The sequence below is a fragment of the Salinispira pacifica genome (genome assembly GCF_000507245.1).
GTDB lineage: Bacteria > Spirochaetota > Spirochaetia > DSM-27196 > Salinispiraceae > Salinispira > Salinispira pacifica.
Genome location: NC_023035.1, coordinates 1993583 through 2013774, shown reverse-complemented (window position 1 = coordinate 2013774; position 20192 = coordinate 1993583). Strand labels below are relative to the sequence as shown.

The 20192-nt window shown below is 51.1% G+C and carries 15 protein-coding genes; all 15 read left to right on the top strand.

Annotated features, from left to right (window positions below; translation table 11 throughout):
* Positions 1-62 precede the first annotated feature (62 nt).
* Positions 63-461 carry a hypothetical protein gene (locus L21SP2_RS08910; RefSeq protein ID WP_024268175.1) on the top strand — a complete coding sequence of 133 codons (399 nt, stop codon included), beginning with the start codon at positions 63-65 and terminating at the stop codon, positions 459-461.
* Between the two features lie 202 nt (positions 462-663).
* Positions 664-1257, top strand: a complete 594-nt coding sequence (locus L21SP2_RS08905) for a V-type ATP synthase subunit E (protein ID WP_024268174.1) — start codon at positions 664-666, stop codon at positions 1255-1257.
* 11 nt (positions 1258-1268) lie between these two features.
* Entirely contained in the window at positions 1269-1850 is a 582-nt protein-coding gene (locus L21SP2_RS08900) for a DUF2764 family protein (RefSeq protein WP_024268173.1), read from the top strand.
* On the top strand, positions 1847-3616 hold the full coding sequence (locus L21SP2_RS08895) for a V-type ATP synthase subunit A (RefSeq protein ID WP_024268172.1): 1770 nt from the start codon (positions 1847-1849) through the stop codon (positions 3614-3616). Before L21SP2_RS08900 ends, L21SP2_RS08895 begins: the two co-directional genes overlap by 4 nt.
* A 12-nt stretch (positions 3617-3628) precedes the next feature.
* Complete coding sequence (locus L21SP2_RS08890; RefSeq protein WP_024268171.1) at positions 3629-4933, top strand: V-type ATP synthase subunit B; 1305 nt, start codon at positions 3629-3631, stop codon at positions 4931-4933.
* An 18-nt stretch (positions 4934-4951) separates the two neighbouring features.
* Positions 4952-5554, top strand: a complete 603-nt coding sequence (locus tag L21SP2_RS08885) for a V-type ATP synthase subunit D (protein ID WP_024268170.1) — start codon at positions 4952-4954, stop codon at positions 5552-5554.
* On the top strand, positions 5551-7398 hold the full coding sequence (locus tag L21SP2_RS08880) for a V-type ATP synthase subunit I (protein WP_024268169.1): 1848 nt from the start codon (positions 5551-5553) through the stop codon (positions 7396-7398). The genes L21SP2_RS08885 and L21SP2_RS08880 overlap by 4 nt, the downstream gene beginning before the upstream one ends.
* 162 nt (positions 7399-7560) lie before the next feature.
* Positions 7561-7995 carry a V-type ATP synthase subunit K gene (locus L21SP2_RS08875; RefSeq protein WP_024268168.1) on the top strand — a complete coding sequence of 145 codons (435 nt, stop codon included), beginning with the start codon at positions 7561-7563 and terminating at the stop codon, positions 7993-7995.
* Positions 7996-8152: 157 nt separating this feature from the next.
* Positions 8153-9166 (top strand): tetratricopeptide repeat protein, encoded by a 1014-nt coding sequence (locus L21SP2_RS08870; protein ID WP_144082975.1) that lies wholly within the window; start codon positions 8153-8155, stop codon positions 9164-9166.
* Between the two features lie 55 nt (positions 9167-9221).
* Complete coding sequence (gene uvrA / locus L21SP2_RS08865) at positions 9222-12089, top strand: excinuclease ABC subunit UvrA (protein WP_024268166.1); 2868 nt, start codon at positions 9222-9224, stop codon at positions 12087-12089.
* 28 nt (positions 12090-12117) lie between these two features.
* Positions 12118-15555 carry an LPS-assembly protein LptD gene (locus L21SP2_RS08860; RefSeq protein WP_024268165.1) on the top strand — a complete coding sequence of 1146 codons (3438 nt, stop codon included), beginning with the start codon at positions 12118-12120 and terminating at the stop codon, positions 15553-15555.
* Positions 15556-15671: 116 nt separating this feature from the next.
* Positions 15672-16622: a PhoH family protein gene (locus L21SP2_RS08855; protein ID WP_024268164.1), complete on the top strand. Its 951-nt coding sequence runs from the start codon at positions 15672-15674 to the stop codon at positions 16620-16622.
* A gap of 56 nt (positions 16623-16678) precedes the next feature.
* Positions 16679-17164: an rRNA maturation RNase YbeY gene (ybeY, locus tag L21SP2_RS08850; protein ID WP_041402589.1), complete on the top strand. Its 486-nt coding sequence runs from the start codon at positions 16679-16681 to the stop codon at positions 17162-17164.
* 1 nt (position 17165) lies between these two features.
* Positions 17166-17951, top strand: coding sequence for a hemolysin family protein (locus L21SP2_RS08845; protein ID WP_024268162.1), 786 nt, complete (start codon positions 17166-17168; stop codon positions 17949-17951).
* Entirely contained in the window at positions 17941-20064 is a 2124-nt protein-coding gene (locus L21SP2_RS08840; protein ID WP_024268161.1) for a tetratricopeptide repeat protein, read from the top strand. Before L21SP2_RS08845 ends, L21SP2_RS08840 begins: the two co-directional genes overlap by 11 nt.
* Positions 20065-20192 lie beyond the last annotated feature (128 nt).

Sequence of the window (20192 nt, the reverse complement as noted above, 5' to 3'; positions counted from 1 at the left end):
ACAGACAGAACACACAGCTGTACTGCCATATCGGCAGCAGCCTGGGTTCCTGCGGAGGCGGAATGTATCACCCGAAAATGAACGAGTTCAATAAACGAATGAAGGTGATGTTCGACGAGGTGGATGATTATCTCGAGGACAGCTACGGTGAGAAACTCCGAATTCATCCCAACAGGCCGGAGCGGGGAACCACTTCCAACAAGGCTCACGACGGGGTTTTCAATGTGGGGCCTCAGTTCACCCCCGGGTACGGAAGTGAGTACGGCCGGGGCTACGTGGTGGACCTTCAGATTTCCACCATCTCAAAGCTGGACGATGAACAGCGCCGCAGGATAGAAGATGACCTGCAGAGAATCCTGAATGAAAAAATACCGGTCCATTTTCCCGAACGGGAGCTTGAGGTGAAGCGGGATCTCAGAGGGCTGAAAATTGTGGGCAACTTCAACCTGGGAGCCATGTAGCATACCTGTGAATTCCAGGGTGTGCTCTGTATCCGGTAAAATTTATATTATAATGTGAATTAACTTATATGATATTATCCGTTAAGAGGATAAATATAAGTATTTCGATAAAAAATTATTTACATAATAGCTTGTTGCAGTAATAATAATCTCCTACAATTTAGGTAGACTATTAAATCTCGAATATTATCCGGGGGAAAGAATGGAAGTACAGGTACAGGATCTCCTGAACACGATTAAAAAAGAGGGTGTTGAAAACGCCAGAAAGGAAGCGGACGAGATTATCGCCAAGGCTAAGGCCGAAGCGGATTCAATCATTGCCACCGCACGGAAAGAAGCCGACCAGTACAAGGAACGGGCCGAGGCGGAAGCCCGGCAGTTCGAGTCATCTGCCAAGTCGGCCGTCAGTCAGGCGGGACGGGATATTCTCATTACCGTGCAGAAGGCATTGCAGAATTCATTCGACCGCATTGTGGAAGAGGCAATCGCTGAGAATTTTTCCGGAGATAAACTTGCGGATGCAGTAAGCACCGTGGTGAAATCGTTCAAGATTACCGGTGAAATCGAGATTCCCCAGAAGGAAATGAAGGTTCTTGAAACCCAGCTGAAGGCGAAACTGGGTGAACAGTTCAAGTCCGGTCTGGAGCTGAAGGTTGGAAAAGGCCTTACCGGCGGTTTCATTCTCAAAGAAAAGGACGGCAAGGCGTATTACGATTTCTCTGAAGAAAGCATAGCCGAGGTGATTAAAAACTATCTCAGTCAGAGCATTTCCGAATTGATCCGCGTACAGCAGTAAGGAGGTAATCCATGGGTTCCTACTACTATGCTGTGGCGAGTCTGCCGTATCTCACATTTGAAACAGAGGATGTGCCCGGCAGAGAAGAGTTCCTGGATATCTGCAGGCAGTGGGGGACTGAAAGTGATCTTGAAATTCTCACCCGGATCACTCTCGAACCGGATGCGCCGGGTCTCCACCCCCTCCTGGACAGATATCAGCGTTTTGAGACCGGATTGCGCAATGAGCTGGTGAAGCAGCGCAGTCAGAACCTCCAGCGCGATCCCCAGGATTATATCCACAGTGACAACACAGGGGATGATCACACCGCAGTGAGCGGACTCAGCGAACAGGTAAGGGCTGCAGTTCAGGCGCCCACACCCCTGAAAGCTGATGAAATACTGGACAGACTTCGCTGGCAGTTTCTGGATGAACTGGAAATCGGCCAGTTTTTTAATGTTCAGCAGATGATTGTATATTATCTGCGTCTGCAGATTCTTTTGCGGAGAAACAGTCTCACCAAAGAAACCGGAAGAGAAGAGTTCGACGGCCATTACCAGAAGGTCCGATCTCAGATGCAGGAAATTCAGAACGATAATGGAGTACAGGCATGACAAAAACATCAGGAAAGGTCATCGGTGTAAACGGTAATATGGTATCCGTTGAAGTGGACGGTGACGTCGCGCTTAACGAAGTTGGATATATCCTGGTTGGAGATAAACGGCTGAAATCCGAAGTAATCCGCATCCGGGGCAGCCAGGTGGAACTCCAGGTTTTCGAAATGACCCGGGGCATCGGTGTGGACGATCAGGTTGAGTTCAGCGGAGAAATGCTCGCCGTGGAACTGGGGCCCGGGCTGCTCAAGCAGGTATATGACGGGCTGCAGAATCCTCTGCCGCAGCTTGCGGATCAGTGCGGATTCTTCCTGGACCGGGGAGTGTACCTTAACGCTCTTGACCGGGAAACAAAATGGAAGTTCACTCCCTCAGCCAAGACGGGGGATCATGTATCCAGGGCGGATACCCTGGGAACGGTACCCGAAGGAATTTTCCAGCACCGCATCATGGTGCCCTTTAATCTCCCCGATGAGTACACGGTTAAATCCATCGCTTCAGAAGGCGAGTACACGGTTGAACAAACCATCGCCGAACTGGAAGACAGCAAGGGCGATATTCATAAAGTGAGCATGATGTTCGAATGGCCGGTAAAGCGGGCCATCACCAATTACGAAGAGCGGCTGAAACCGACTGAACAGCTTATTACCAAGGTGCGGATTATCGACACCTTCCTGCCGGTGGCGCGGGGCGGTACCTTCTGTGTTCCCGGCCCCTTCGGAGCGGGGAAAACCGTACTCCAGCAGGTGATGAGCCGGAACGCAGAAGTTGATATTGTAATCGTGGCAGCGTGCGGCGAACGGGCCGGCGAGGTGGTGGAAACCCTGAAAGAGTTTCCCGAACTGATCGACCCCCGTACCGGCAAGACCCTCATGGAGCGTACAGTAATCATCTGTAATACATCATCCATGCCTGTGGCCGCCCGGGAAGCCTCGGTGTACACAGCGGTGACCATTGCCGAATACTACCGTCAGATGGGACTGAACATTCTCCTGCTGGCTGATTCAACCAGCCGCTGGGCTCAGGCCATGCGCGAGATGTCAGGACGCCTTGAAGAGATTCCCGGCGAGGAAGCCTTCCCCGCATATCTGGAGTCGGTAATCGCCTCCTTCTATGAGCGGGCCGGTCTGGTCCGACTGAATGACGGATCAACCGGTTCGGTTACAATCGGCGGTACGGTAAGCCCTGCAGGGGGTAACTTCGAAGAACCTGTGACCCAGGCTACACTCAAGGTTGTGGGCGCCTTTCACGGTCTCAGCAGGGACCGGGCCAACGCCCGAAAGTACCCCTCCATTCATCCCCTGGACAGCTGGAGTAAATACGAGGGGGCAATCGACTCCGCAAAGACCGAGTACGCCCGTTCGGTACTCTTCCGGGGTAACGAAGTGGGACAGATGATGAAGGTTGTGGGTGAAGAAGGAACCAGCCTGGAAGACTATCTTGTATATCTGAAAAGTGAATTTATCGATGCCGTATATCTTCAGCAGGACAGCTTTGATCCCGTAGACGCTTCGGTAAGCAAGGAACGTCAGGAATACATTTTCAGCATCTTACTGGATATCATCACCGCATCTTTCGATCTTTCCAGCCAGAAAGACGCTCGGGACTATTTCAACGATCTCCGTCAGAACTTCAAGGATTTTAACGGTTCCGAATGGATGGGTGAAGATTTCAAGAAGCTTGAAAAGACTATCAGGGATCTGATCGCCCGGCATAAAACGGGTGTGGTTCATGGCGCTGAGAAGATCATGGCAGAGGCACGGTAAGGGAGAGCTCAGATGCGAAAAGTATATAGCAAAATCGAATCAATAGAAGGAAACGTTATCACCGTCTCTGCGGAGGGGGTACGATACGATGACCTGGCAATGGTTACTTCGCCCCACGGGTCTTCTCTGGCCCAGGTAATCCGCCTGAACCGGGAAAAGGTCAGTCTTCAGGTGTTCACCGGAGCCAGAGGGATCTCAACCGGAGACGAGGTGAGATTCATGGGACACCCCATGCAGGTATCTTTCAGCGATAACCTGCTGGGCCGTATTTTTGACGGCTCCGGCCGTCCCAAGGACGGAGGTCCTTCCCTGGAAGAGAACATGATTGAGATCGGGGGACCGTCGGTAAACCCGGCCATGCGTATTATTCCCCGGAATATGATCCGGACAGGGATTCCCATGATCGATGTGTTCAACACCCTTGTTGAAAGCCAGAAACTTCCGATTTTTTCCGTGTCAGGAGAACCCTATAATCAGCTGCTTTCACGGATTGCACTCCAGGCTGAGGTTGATGTAATTATTCTTGCGGGTATCGGACTGAAAAACGACGACTATCTGGCATTCAAGGATGCTCTGGAAGAGGGCGGGGCACTGAGCCGTACCATCTTCTTTGTACATACCGCCGCCGACCCGGTGGTTGAGGCATTGCTGGTTCCGGACATCAGTCTGGCTGTTGCGGAAAAGTTCGCCCTTCAGGGCAAGCGGGTGCTGGTGCTCCTCTCGGATATGACCAACTTCGCCGACGCCATGAAGGAAATTGCGATTACCATGGAGCAGGTACCGTCAAACCGCGGGTATCCCGGGGACCTGTACTCCCAGCTGGCAAGCCGGTATGAAAAGGCCGTTGACTTTGAAGGAGCCGGTTCCATCACTTCACTGGGAGTTACCACCATGCCCGGGGACGATGTAACCCATCCCATTCCCGACAACACAGGGTATATTACCGAGGGGCAGTACTATCTGAGAAACGGACGGATCGAACCGTTCGGTTCCCTCAGCCGTCTCAAGCAGATGGTGAACAAGGACACCCGGGAGGATCACCGGGCGATTATGGACTCCATGATCACCCTCTACGCCAGCTACAAGGAATCTCTGGAAAAGAAATCCATGGGCTTCCGTATGTCGGACTGGGACGAAAAGCTGCTGAAATACGGTGAACTTTTTGAAGACCGCATGATGGATCTTTCGGTGAACATCCCCCTGGAAAAAGCCCTGGACCTGGGCTGGGAGATTCTTGCCGAGTGTTTTGAACCTAATGAGACCGGAATGAAAACCGATTTGATCAAACAATTCTGGCCGGCCAAGGAAACGGTGTAATTACACCGGAGGGGCAGTATGGCAACTGTTAGGCTTACAAAAAACGAGCTTAAAAAACAAAAAGATGCCCTCAAGCGCTTTCAGCGATATCTTCCCACGCTGCAGCTGAAGAAACAGCAGCTGCAGCTGGTTCTTCGTCAGATTCAGCAGAAACAGACGGAGATAGAGAAACAGAGAGATGAACTTCAGCAGGCCATTGATCAGTGGATCGCCATATTCTCCGACCATCAGGATCTTCCTTCCTTCATTCATGTGAAGGAAATGAAGACATCCGTGGGGAATATTGCCGGGATTGATATTCCGGTGTTCGATAAGCTGGAATTTGAAATCTCGGAATACGATATCTTCACCATCCCCCTGTGGGTGGATCAGGCGCTGGAGACATTAAAAAAGATACTCAGTCTGGATGCAGAACTGGAAGTACTGAAAGAACAGTATCGTCTCATAGCCGAAGAGCTGAGGGTTACATCGCAGCGGGTGAATCTATTTGAAAAGATCAAAATACCCGAGACCAAAGAGAATATCAGAAGCATTCAGATTTATCTGGGCGACCAGCAGACTGCTGCGGTTGTCCGGGGTAAAATGGCCAAAGGCAAGGTTGTGAAGGGGGGCAGGCAGTGATCGTACCCATGAAAAAAGTCCGCGTCCTGGCACTTTCTCATAGAAAGAAAGAGGTTACGGCGGCTCTCGGGACACTGGGAACCCTCCATATCGAGACCCGGACGGCTCAGAGCCAGGATCTTGAGGCTCTCAGGGAAAAACATCAGCGCTGGCAAAGGGCATACCTGACCATTCCCGAGGATAAAAATGCTTCAGTTCCCTCGGATCCCTATGCAGACCTGGATTCTGTGGAGGAAATTGCAGAAAAGGTGCTGGAAACAGCGGATGAAATGAAAGGCTTTGAAGATGAGGCCGGCCGACTTCAAAAAGAGATAGACAGAATCGAACCCTGGGGGGATTTTGACCCTCTGCTTTTCGACCAGGATTTGGGAGATAGCACTTATCTTTTCCCTGCACAGTTAAACAAGGATCATTTTCGAAAAATACCAGTAGATCTGCGCTATATTCTGCTTCCCTCGGAAAAGGATATAAAGCGGGTAATGTTTCTTGATAACCCGGAAGAAGCAGAGGGGGACTTTCAGTATGAAGCCCTTCGCCTTCCGGAGGATTCCCTTTCAAAGCTGATGAAACGTCGGGATGAAGCCCTGGCGGGAGCGGAACGTATGAGAACCAGCATTCAATCTTTTCAGACCGAACGCAAACAGCTGGAAAAGGGACTGAAACTGCTTGAAGCTGAGCAGGAATTCGCAGCCGTGGAGGCCAGTCTGGAGGACTATGAAGAGCTTCAGCTGATCACGGAAATCGAAGGATTTATTCCCGAGAAGCAAACCGGTGAACTGAAATCATTTGCCTCGAAGGAAGGACTGGGGCTGGTGATCCAGGATCCCGCATCAGACGATAATGTACCCACCCTCACCGATAACCCACGGGCAGTGGGAATAATCAAGCCCATCTTCAACTTTATGGGAACGACGCCCGGTTACAAGGAACTGGATATATCATTCTGGTTTCTCCTGTTCTTCACCATCTTCGTAGCCATGATTATCGGAGATGCGGGATACGGAGCCATTCTGGCCGTAGCTGCGGTGTTTCTGAGCATTTCATCCAAGGCGAAAACCGGTAAGGTTCCCGACGGACTGATTCTGTTCAATGTATTGAGTTTTGCAACCGTTGCCTGGGGAGCTGTCACGGGAAACTGGTTCGGTTACGGACCCATTGCCGATCTTCCCGTGCTGAATCAGCTGGTAATTCCAGCCCTGGACAGTTTTGATGTCGAGAACTCCCAGGCGGTTACCCAGATGATCCAGCTGATCTGTTTCGTCATTGCCCTGGTGCATCTGTTACTGGCCCATCTGCTGGCGTTTTCAAAGAAAATACAGGAACGGCCCAGAATTCACGCCATTGCGGATCTGGGATGGCTCACGGCCATCATCGGTCTGTTCTTCCTGGTTCTCAATGTTGTGATCAGCGTTGAACGCTATCCGGTTCCTGATTGGTCAATGTATTTGATCGGAGGCGGTATCGGGGCGGTCTTCATTTTCTCCGCCCAGGAAGGCGACGGATTTTTCAAAGGAATTGCCAGAGGTTTGGGGAATTTCATCAATATTGCCCTGGACGGTGTGAGTGCTTTCGCTGACATTATCTCCTATATCCGACTTTTCGCAGTGGGGTTGGCATCCATTGAAATTGCCAGAAGCTTTAACGATATGGCCGAAGGGATGATGGAAAGCGGTATCGGCGGAATCATCGGTGGCATTGTGGTGCTTGCACTTGGCCATACACTCAATCTGGTAATGGGCGCACTTTCGGTGATTGTACACGGAATTCGTCTGAAAATGCTGGAGTTCTCATCCCATGTAGGCAATGAATGGGCGGGGTTTGAATACAAACCCTTTAAAAACTAGATACAGGAATCACATTCAAATGCAGCGTTTTGAAGTGATGCAGAAATTTATTGAAAAATTAATTATTTGTATAATAGTTAATGATGATTGCTAACAGTTTCGGCAATAAAAAAAGGAACGCTTTTTATAATTGCCTGACTCTACAGGATTAAGGAGTAAGACATGAATTTTGGTTTTATTGGTGTGGGCGCAGCCCTCGCGATTGCGGCAATCGGTTCAGCATTCGGTGCTGGTAGTGCAGGTATGTCAGCGGTAGGTGCCTGGAAAAAATGTTATGTTCAGAACAGACCGGCTCCTTTCATGCTTGTTGCATTTGTGGGTGCGCCCCTGACTCAGACCATTTATGGTTTCATTCTCATGGGTCGTCTCCGGGCAGCGGCGGAAGCCGGCAGTGCCGACCCCTGGCTTCTGCTTACCATCGGGGTTCTCGGCGGTATGGCCATGGGTTTTTCTGCATGGTTTCAGGGCAGGGCAGGTGCCGTGGCATCAGATGCGCTGGGTGAAACAGGCAAGGGTTTCGGTAACTACATTCTGGTTCTGGGGCTCGTTGAGACTGTGGCTCTCTTCGTCATGGTTTTCATGCTTGGACTTCTCTAAGTATACCCGCAAACATCAACATGCCCTGCATATGCGATCACGGCATTCCCGGATTCCGGATCGTTCAGAGTATACCGGTGGTCAGACCTTTGGGTCGGCTGCCGGTTTTTCATGAAAAAAGCTTGAGTGCAGCATTCCCCGTTACGATGATAATACTATGAAAACTCTAGCCGTTGTGTGCCTTCTGCTTGTGCAGACCGCTGTGTTATGTGCCCAGCAGGGAATGCCCGAGGTCACAACCCAGGTTCCCGATGATCTCACCACAATCAGCAAAGAATACCCTGCCTGGCTTCTCCGTAACTGGGGCCGCTCCGCCAGAGAGGACCGCAGGATCAGCGATGCGTTTCTCCTGTTGAACCGTTCTCTGGAAAAGGATCCCAATAACCCGGAAACCCTCACCGAGCTTGCTCTTACCTATTTTGCAAGCAATGATGTCCAGCAGGCCACCTTCAATCTTGAACGGGCTTTAAACAACCGGGCAAGACTCAGCAGCAAGGACCTGGAGTTTTCCATACTGTATGAACTGTCGGACATTTACCGTAATGGAAATGAATATATTCTGGATTATGAACGAATTCTTCGGGACATTGTTGCCCAGGATCCGGCGTTCACCGGCTCGGATGAATTCAGCGAAAATTTGAAAAAAGGCATTATCGATACCCTGAATGAAGGTACTCACCGGGGGTATAACAGCAGCCTGGATCGTGTGGTGACCCTCTACCGGCTGGAGGATTCATTCAGCCTGAAAGCCCATGTTGAACTTGGGGTTTTTTATGTGCATTCCGGAAGATACATGGAAGCACAGGAGCATCTGATTTTTGCGGTGCTGAAAATGTATACCCGGCTGATAAGTCAAATACGGGAGAACGATCCTGTGTATGCCTTCGAAGGTTCCCGGGAGTTCTTTCAGCGGATTGCACGCCGACCGTCATATCTTGAATATCTGCAGGAGTCGGGTTTCGATCAGGCGCTGTATTATCTGGGTTCCGCATCCTACGGCAGCAATACAGGCCGCAGCGGAGTGTACCGGGGTATCTGGAACACCGTTCAGCAGCTCCCCTTCGATACCGTATATAAGGCCAGGGCCTCAAGACAGCTGGAAAACCCTGCTCTGGAGAATATTCTGTACGGCAGCAGGCAGTATCAGAACGAGGTGAACAACCGTAATTAGGCGGTTTTTCTATTTTACTTGATTCTATCACTACATCTCATGTAATTTGCTTGATATGAGCAATATAATCATCAAAGGCGCCAGGGTTCATAATCTGAAAAATATCGATCTTGAACTTCCCCGGGATCGCCTCATTGTAATCTCCGGACTCAGCGGGAGCGGAAAGAGCAGTCTCGCATTTGATACCGTATTTGCCGAGGGGCAGCGCAGATACGTTGAATCCCTGTCGGCGTATGCACGGCAGTTTCTGGGGAGAATGGATAAGCCTGACGTTGATTATATTGAAGGCTTAAGCCCTGCGATCTCCATCGAACAGAAAACCACCAATAGAAATCCCCGGTCAACCGTAGGGACCATCACTGAGATTTATGATTATCTGCGCCTGCTTTTTGCACGGATCGGCATCCCCCATGATCCGGTAAGCGGTGAAGTTATCGAAAAGCAGAGTGTGGATCAGATCATTGAGAAGGTACTGGAACAGCCCGAGGAATCAAAGCTCATGGTTCTTGCTCCGGTTATCCGCGGCAGAAAGGGTGAGCATAAAAAGGTTCTGGAAGATGCAAAACGCGCAGGGTTTGTCCGGGCCCGAATCGATGGTGAAGTGCTCCAGCTTGAAGACGACATCTCTCTGGACAAAAAAAAGAAACACGACATAGATGTGGTTATCGACCGATTGATTAACCGGGTTGATAACCGTGCCAGGATTGCCGAGGCCATTGAACAGGCCCTCGAACTGGCTTCCGGCCTGATGAAGCTCTATGTGAATGACGGGGAACGGGAATATGAACTCTCATTCAGCGAGCATCTGTTTTATCCCAACAGCACCGTATCTTTTCCGGAACTGGAACCCAGGCTGTTTTCCTTCAACAATCCGTTTGGCGCCTGTCCGGGCTGCTCCGGCCTGGGAACCACCAAGGAATTTGATTTCGATAAAATTATCCCCGACCCTTCGCTTTCATTTGATGAACGGGGTTTTGCTCCCTATAACCCCGATTCAAACTGGGCGCGAAGTAAATTCCAGGCATTGGCGGATCATTTCGGTTTCAGACTGGATGAACCCATCAGCCGGATCCCCTCATCGGTGATGGATGCCATCCTCCACGGAACCAAAGATGAAATTGAGTTCCATTATGTGAATAAAAATCAGACGGGGCATTTTGAATACCGGGGTCGTTTTGAAGGGATTGTGCGAGATCTGGAACGCCGGTACCGGGAAAGCAGTTCCGCAGGAATCCGGGAATGGCTGGAAGGCTTCATGACCATGAGCCGCTGTGTCCAGTGCGGCGGGAAACGTCTCAGGCCCGAAGCACTGGCGGTGCGCATCCAGGGGCAGGGCATATATGAAATCAGCGAGATGTCCGTACGGGACGCCCTGGTGTTCTTCCGGCAGCTTGAACTTCACGGGTCCCAGAAGGCGATTGCCTCACAAATTCTCAAGGAAATACTGGACCGCCTGAGCTTCATGGAGAGTGTAGGCCTTGAGTACCTTTCCCTGAACCGTACTGCCGGCACCCTCAGCGGCGGAGAGGCTCAACGGATCCGCCTTGCGACCCAGATCGGCAGCCAGCTGGTGGGTGTGCTCTATGTGCTTGACGAACCGAGTATCGGACTGCATCAGCGGGATAACGAACGGCTCATCCACACACTGGAACATCTGCGGGATCTGGGAAATACGCTGATAGTGGTGGAACATGACGAGCAGACTCTGAGAACCGCCGACTACATTGTGGACCTTGGTCCCGGAGCGGGAGTTCACGGCGGGCACGTGGTGGCTGCCGGTCCCCTGCAGACCATACTGGATTCATCCGGAAGTCTTACCGGCCAGTACCTGCGGGGGGATATTTTTCTCACCCCCAGGGAGGAGCGGCGGCCCGGAAAGGAAGAGTGGATAGAAATTCTGGGTGCCAGCGAGCACAATCTTCAGAATATTGATGTACGCTTTCCCCAGGGGGCATTTACGGTAATTACCGGTGTTTCGGGCTCGGGGAAGAGTACGCTGATGTCCGATATTCTGTATCCCCGGATTGCAAACAGCCTGAATAGAAGCCATCACAATGAAGGGGAGGCTGATGAGGTCAAGGGCCTGGGGAACCTGGATAAAATCATCAACATCGACCAGAGCCCCATAGGGCGCACCCCCCGTTCCAATCCTGCAACCTATGTGGGTTTGTTCACGCCCATCCGTGACCTGTTTGCCCGGCTGCCCGAATCCAGAGCCCGGGGATATAAACCCGGCCGCTTCAGTTTCAACGTAAAAGGCGGGCGCTGCGAAAACTGCGAAGGCGCGGGAACCAACAAAATTGAGATGCATTTTCTCCCGGATGTGTATGTGACCTGCGATGTATGCAAGGGGAAACGGTTTAACCGGGAAACCCTTGAAATCCAGTACAAAGGCAAATCCATCCACGATGTTCTTGAGATGACCATCGAGGAAGCAGCCGATTTTTTCAGCAGCATTCCCGCGGTACACCGCAAGCTGGATACCCTCCTTTCGGTGGGGCTGGGATATCTGAAGCTTGGTCAGTCGGCTCTGACCCTGTCCGGAGGTGAAGCCCAGCGGGTGAAACTTTCCCTGGAACTGTCGAAGCGAAGTACGGGCAAAACCCTCTATATTCTGGATGAACCCACAACCGGGCTTCATTTTGCGGACGTTCAGCTGTTAATGAATGTGATCCAACGCTTGGTGGATAAGGGAAATACGGTTATCCTGATTGAACACAATCTTGATGTTATATCCCAGGCTGACTGGATTGTGGATCTGGGCCCCGAAGGGGGAGACAAGGGGGGCAATGTGGTTGCAATGGGCACGCCCGAGCATATCATGACCGTTGAAGAGTCTCACACCGGAAGATTCCTGGAGGATCATTACCGGAACCATCCTGCAGCAGCCCTGAATGCAGCTGTAAACAGTCCGGAGGAATGAGGAAACGGCCTATCGTTTCCAGAAGCCCATGACGAACTTCCGCCGTACCATCATTTCTGTGCTCCTCATGCTCGCTGCAGCACCTGCGCTGTGGACACAAAGCAGCTCTTCTGTCACCGATTTTTCTTCCTACAGCTATGAACAGCTGGTTGAAATCGCCATAGAGAACGGTCTTCCTTTTTCGGGAAACCGGGTGGTGCTTGAAGCCCGCCTTGAATCCCTGTTAGCCCGGGAAGAAGTACAGAGAACGGTTATTCCCGAATCCGCCGCGTCATCCTCCAGTGTGGAGCAGGCGGATACCGGATCGTATGTGAAACGCAACGGAGGCAATGAGCTTGAGCTTCTGGGTAACGTGATCATAAGGGTTGAGGATGATGCATACAGCGTGGTGCACAGAATCTCTGCTGACAGAATCATTTTCAACGATGATCTGGGACAGCTGTCTGCCAGGGGAAACGTGGACTATCTCATGGTGGGTCCCAACCGGGAGGATAAATTTCAGGGCGAGGATCTGCTTTTCATCCTGGACGATAATGAGACCCTTTTCATGGACGGGGGTGGTGAAACCAGCAGCGAAAGTGACAGCGAAGCGGCGGAAATTGCCCGTCAGCTAGGCCGTGACAGTCAGCTCACCTACCGCTACAGCGGAGAGTTTATAACCCGGAATCAGGACAATGTAATTATTCTCGACCGGGGGGTGATTACCTCATCTGCTTCTCCTTCTCCATACTACCGTCTCAGGTTTAAAAAGCTTTGGATTCTATCGCCGGGCGAATGGGGAATAGAAGGTGCACGCCTTCTGGTTGGGAACATCCCCGTTCTGGCTCTGCCGTTTATGTATTTACCGGGAAATGACGTGCTTTTCCATCCGGTTGTGCGGTACGAAGGCATACGGGGTTACGGCATTAACACTACCACCTATATTGTAGGAAAGCGTGAAGCAGGAGACAGTCCGTTTTCCTTCCTTCAAATGGCAAACGAAATGGAATCCTCAGGCCAGTCGAGAATGGGGCTTTTCCTTCAGCCCGATGACAGTCCCGTCCCCGACACCTGGGCTCATGATAATCTGGACATGATGAAGCTGTTCGCAGATGTGTACAGTATCCGGGGGGTTACCCTGGGCATGGCCGTCCAAAGGAACTCCGAGTCAGGGATCGAATTTGATGCTCTGACGGTACTGGCTCTCACCCGGGAACTCTACCGCCGTGAGGACGGCAGCATAACGGCTTTTTATCCGGAAAGTGAAATCCCCGTATCCAGCTGGCATGTTTCCCGGTTTATGGATATTACCCTGCCGTTCCGCTATATTCTGGATCTCAGCGGAGAGCTTCAAAGCAGCTGGGGCAGAGTCAGTCTGGGGCTTCCCATCTATTCGGACCCCTATATCAGTGATGAATTCCAGACCCGGAGCGAACGGATGCCCTGGGAGAATATTCTCTTCGGCGGCAGTTCCGAAACCGAATCGGGGTTCACCCGCTCATCCATGGACTGGAATCTCCGGTTCAGCCTGACTCCCTCCATGCCCGTGGGTATCCAGCCCCTGATCAGCTCCCTCCGTCTGAGCAATATCAGCACCAATGTGGAGTTCTCCACCGAAGAGCTGCCCGGAGAACAGCCCGGAGAACGGACCGAAGCATCCATGGCCCGGCAGGATGCCCTGAACAGCCCTGTTCTCGAGCAATTTGTCCCTTCCAGGGTGCAGTTCCCCTCGGGGGCTCTGGCCCTCAGCGGAACTCTGCTGCAGCTGCCCGGCGCAGACACCGCCCGGAGCCCAAGGGTAAACGGCAGTGAGGAGATACCAGACGATGAATCCTCCCGGGAAGAAAGCCCGGAGGGCCGGTTTCCTGAACTGCTCCCTCCGGGGGCATTTCCCCAGGACCCGCCTGGAGAAGGTGACGAGAAAACCGAAGCTGTGGCATCACTTCCCGGATCCGTCATCCCATCGGAATCGGAGGGCATGGCCGGTTCCATTTCAGATGAATTCCTTGTTCCCAGGATCGATGGAGAAGCGGTCCCCGGCTTTTCCAATAATCCGGCGGGAGAATATCGGCTCAGTTATTCCCTTTCAAACAATCACTTCCTGGCGCTGCTCATGGAAGAAGAGGATGATTCGGAAAATGAGACAGAGGATAACGGCGATAACTCAAACCGCTCATACTACAATTTCCAGAACTCGCTGAATGCCTCGCTGACTCAATCGATGGGTCTTGTTCAGTCCCTGGGATCACTCCAGAGTGTCATCCGTTACAGCAACGTATACAGGAGAAACTACGGATTTTCCGGAAACTATCAGGAAGAGCTGCAGCAAAGTCTTCAGGAAAGTGCTCTGGATCAAAGCCGTCAGAATTTGACCTTTAGCCAGACCAGCGGCATCAAACCCCTGGCTCTCCTGTATACACCGGTCAGTCTGGGAATAAGCCACAACCTATCTCTGAAACTCTGGTCCAGGGATGTTTTCCCCGACGGTTCCTTTGAGGACACAGCATTCAGCTGGGACAGAGAGAATATTTCAGGACATAAAATCGATCTGAACCTGAGCGTCCCTGAACTTATTGCCGCAGAAGATCATCAGCTCAGCGTAAGCTACCAGCTGCCTCCGCTTGACCAGGATCTGTCCTTGAGATATGGTCTGCAGGCTCAGGGATTTAATCTCGGCCTCGGCTGGGGGGCGGCATGGAAAGAAGATGTCTGGGAGTACGATAATCTCACGGGCAGTATGTCCCTGAGCAGCATAGATTGGATCACACCTTCTGTGGAAATTGAAGTCAACGGGACGGAAGGGCGGCTGGAGAAAACGGCGCTGGAATTCTCCGATGTTTTTGATTTTTACGATGCAGAGTTTCTGTTGGAATACCGGGAGCAACTCGAACTTAATCAAAACCGGACTGCATGGATTGAAAGCGGAGAGTTTTTGTTTACCCCTTCCCGTCTTAATCAGAATATCTCTGTTCCATTGGAAGCAAAGGGTCCCGAAGGCGCCGAATTCCGCCTTGACAGCCGGCTGGCCTGGAATCATGACTTTGTGAAGTTCACCCAGTCAAGAGCAGATTTCCAATTAAGTATTTCATATTATCTGCCGGAATTCATGCTGCTCAGGATCAGCAGTAAAAGCAGTAATTCCCGGGTTTACCGCTATTTCGAAGGCTACAGTTCCCGTCTGGGGCTGGAGCGGCGTTCCCTGTTCCGGGATCTTTTGTGGAGTGTGAACGTATTCGATAATTCCCGGCGGGAAGCGGCATTTTTCAATCTGGACTCCTATTCGGCGGAGCTGCTGCATGATCTGGGAGACTGGATGTTGAGGCTGGAGTATGAATGGGTGCCCCGACAGGTTACCGGAGATGACGGGTTAAAGAAAATAGAGATTGACAATACTCTGAGTTTCTTTCTGCAGTGGCTGCCCATATCCGAGTTGAAGAATGAACTGGATCTCACCATCAATTCCGATGAAGTGATCCTTGATTATTGACCAGTTATTGTCCAGAACATACAATTGCTTTATACCTGTAACTGCAGGGTCTCGGTCCCAACCGGTTTTCCAGCATCAGGTTTTATCGCAGGCGTACACAAAGAGGTGAAAATACATTGACCAACACTGCCAACATCGATTTTAAGGACAGCCGGGAGTTCGCTGATATCTGCGGTGTGAATGATAAAAATCTGCATATTATCGAACGGCTTTTGGGCCACCAGGTGTTCAGTCGGGGCGGCACCCAGCTTGCGGTTCAGGTGGAAGACCAGAAAAAGATTTCGCTTTTTCGCCAGCTGATTTCCGAGCTGGTACAGCATCGAAATCAGGGGCAGACCATCAAACCTTCCCTGATCGAATCTGTGTTCTCATCCCTCACGGAGAATCCACAGCGGATCCAGGAGTTGAGGAATAAATCCATAGATATTCCCCAGGGATTTTCCCGGATTTTTCCAAGATCGTATAATCAGAGCGTATTTCTTGACGCCCTGAACCAGAATGATCTCATTTTCGGTGTAGGTCCCGCGGGAACCGGAAAGACCTTTCTTGCGGTTGCCCATGCTCTGGCTCAGGTATTAAATCATCAAAAACGGAGACTCATACTCACACGGCCCGTGGTTGAGGCGGGTGAAAGTCTTGGGTTTCTTCCGGGGGATCTGTCACAGAAGCTCAATCCGTATCTCAAACCCCTTTATGATGCCATGGATTCGCTGGTCCCCGGGGAAATTATCAACCGTCTGGAGCTGAACCGGGTGATCGAAATCGCACCCCTGGCATATATGAGAGGCCGGAGTCTGAAGGACTCTTATATCATTCTGGATGAAGCCCAGAACACCACCCGTGAACAGATGAAGATGTTTCTCACCAGGCTTGGGGAGGGCACCACTGCGGTAATCACCGGAGATATCACCCAGATCGATCTGCCGAAACACGGCAGCTCGGGTCTTATTCATGCAACCAAAATTCTGAAGGAAGTTGACGGCATCCATTTCAGCTATTTTCAGTCCAGAGATGTGGTGCGCAGTGCCCTGGTAAAGAAAATTATCGCAGCATATGAAAATGAATAAGCGGTGCCGGAGAAAACAGAAAGGAGAGCCAAACGACAATGAAGTCGGATGAAAACATGAACAATCCCGAATCCCATGAGATCGATGTGATGTGCGTCCGTGTCTCTGAACCTTCCTGGATCCCGGCACTTGTACGTTTTTCCCGAAGAGTTCTTGAAGTGCTTGAGTATTCCACCTGGAGCCTTTCGGTGGTGCTCTGCGACGATGAATACATCAGGCAGCTGAATCGGGAATACCGGGGGAAGGATTCTGCCACAGATGTACTCAGTTTTCCCCAGGATGACAGCAATTCGGAGGGGGGAAATCCGGAAGCAGACGGCGGCGAACCGTTTTACGCCGGTGATATTGTGATTTCCCTGAATACTTTGGCTGAAAATGCCCGCTACTTCTCGGTAAATGAAGAAGAAGAATTGAAGCGACTGCTTATTCACGGTATTCTACACCTTGCAGGCTGGGATCATAGCGATAACTCACCTGAACAGGAAATGCTTCAACTACAGGAGAGAATCCTACAAGGACTCTCAGAGGAGAAAATTTACTGACATGAAGACGTTCCTTTCCCGACTGTTCCGACAGAGTGAAGATGAGGAAGAACCGTCGTTTAAATCACTGAACCTTGAAGAGAAGGATATGATCCGGGGGGTAGTGGAACTCTCGGATACAAATGTGAAAGAGATTATGGTTCCCAGAATTGATGTGGTGAGTTTATCCTCAGAACTTCACCAGGACCCCCTCTTTCAAAAGATCATCGAGTCGGGACATTCCCGCTTTCCCGTGTATCAGGAAACAATTGATAACGTAACCGGTATACTTTACGTGAAAGATCTTCTCAGCAACCTTGCCCAGAATAAGGAAATTCAGCTCCAGAAGCTGAGCCGAAATGCATATTTTGTTCCCGAGAGCATGAAACTGGATGCCCTGCTGCGTGAAATGAAGAGGCGCCGGGTTCATATAGCCGTTGTGGTGGATGAATACGGAGGCATGAGCGGAATCGTGTGCATGGAAGATATCCTTGAAGAGATCATAGGTGACATTCAGGATGAGTTCGATAATGAACGGGAAGATGTCATTAAAATCGGTGAGGGGGTGTATCTCTGCGATGCCCGGGTGAACATCGACGATCTTGATGAGGAATTGGGTATTAACCTTCCCTTCGATGATTTTGATACGCTGGGCGGATATGTCTTTGACCTCTTTGGAAAAATCCCGGTGAAATTTGAAAAAGTAGAGAAAGATAATTGTACCTTCATTATTCAGGAAATGGACGGACATAAAATCCGGAGCATCAAGCTTATTATTCGCCCCGGTGGAGAGGTGAATGAGGAGTGAAAATCTCCGGAAACCCGGATCAGCCCCATTCTTTTTCCTCATTCTTCTTGTATGTATGTTGATACCTGCGGCCTGGGATGCAGCGGCCCAGACTGTGGAAAACCCCGCCATCCAGGCGTATGAACGGGCACGGGAATCCTTTCAGAACGACCGGCTGCTTGAGGCGGTGCGCTATTACCAGGATGCACTGAGCATGAATCCCCGCTATACCCAGGCATACCGGGGCCTTGCCGAGGCATTTTACTTTCTGGACGAACAGGATGAAGCGTACCGATATATCATGCAGGCACTTTCCCGGGCTCCCCGGGACAGCGCCAACCGTGCTCTTCAGGGCCGCATCTTAATTGCTCTGGGAGAGATCAGGGAGGCTGAGGAAATTTTCCGGGATATTCTCTCCCGAGAACCCTACAATCGGGACGCCCTCATGGGGCTTGGAGAGGGAGCTCTCAATTCCGGACGGATTATTCAGGCAAGAAGTTTTTTCAACAGCAGTCTGGAGTATCATCCCGGAGATCATAAAATCCTGATCAGTCTTGCATATATTCATGTTGAACAGGGCGATCCCGATACCGCCGAGGAATATATTTCCGCAGCCATTCAGGCTGACAGCAGAAACCACTGGGTTCAGTATCACGCTGCGGAATTTTATTATATGACAGGTGATTTGAGACGGGCTGAAGCCCATGCCCGGCTGTCAATGGATTTGCAGGAAGGGTTCCCCCCGGCTCTGGAGCTCCTTAGCCGTATTCAGCTGGCCCGCAACGATTATGAGGCGGCGCTGGAAAGCATCGGCAGGATGCAGATTGAAGATCTGCGGAACAACAGCCTCATCCTCTACACCAAAGCCCTGGCGGAATACAACTCAGGCCGGCCGGAAGATGCATTGAGAACTCTTGCCGCACTTCTCAGGGAGTATCCGGAGGATGAAGCTGCCAGGCTTCTGCTTGAATCAATCATCATGTTTCAGGATTCCTTCGATTCCCCCCGCCGAGGGCGCTTCGCAGAGTATCATTTCACCCGGGCCGGCGAATACATTCAGCGCAACCGTTACGACTCGGCCCTCTACCATTTCCAGCGTGGATTGAATCTTGCGCCCTTTTCCCCTTCCGGGCGGCGGGCCTATGCGGAATTTTTCAAGGAGAAGGGGGATTACCAGAGGTATCTTCAGCAGCTTGAATTTCTCAGGGACCAGCTTGGGATAACCGACACCGCCGTCTCGGACGATCTGGAAATCTTCCAGGATCTGCTCCGGGATTCAGTTGCCAGAAATTGGGATATTGACCAGTTCACCATGCAGCGGAATACCATCAGGCTGGCAGTGTTTTATGATCCATTGGTGAGAACACGTCATGACCGGCTGGGCTATCTCTTCAGCCGCCATCTCATGAATCGACTGTACTCCAGTTTCAGGGTAGAATTCATCGATCCGGGCAACACCGGATCACTGGAGTTCGAACCTGTGGAATCCAGATCCTCCAGCCAGGCATTCAGATTGGCTCGTGAAGAAGATGCTGATATGTATGTCGTTCTTTCGGTTTTTGAAGATGATGAGAGTATTCATACCCGCGCAACCCTCCATCTTGCAAATACCGGAAGAATTGTGGGAGAGTTTTCTGTACTCCGCAGCGGCAACACCCGGCTGAAGGATAATGTGCTTCAGCTGAATCGTGAGCTGCTCCAGGCGATTCCCCTGGAGGGCCGGCTGATGGAACGTCAGTTTGAAAGAGGGCTGGTGAATATCGGTGCCCACGACGGGTTGGAAGGCGGGGAGGAGTTCCTTATTCTGAAAGCCGGTTCGGTGGAGTACGCCCCGAGGGAAGGGAGTTTTCTCTACGATGAAGATGACATCGCCGGTTACGGACGGATTACCCGGGTGGATTTTCTGCTCAGCGAAATGGAAATGGAGACTGAAGGTTTTTTCGACCGGATCAACAGCGGAGATATTGTAATTCCTGCCCCGGACTCTGATTCGCAGGAGGGCACGGAGGACCAGGAAACCACTTCCCAGGCCGGACGGCAAAATGATACAGACACGGGATCGAATATCCAAAGCCCAGGGGGAATCAGCGGTCTGGGGATGAGTATCTATCAGCGTATCAGAAGCATACGCTGATACAGAGACAGTATGGCAACACTGAATAGATATAAATTTATCGATATTGCTCTTGTATAAGTTCTGCAAATTTATTACACTATTCATGAATTCCATTCATTGACAGGTTGCATATACCATGCTTATCA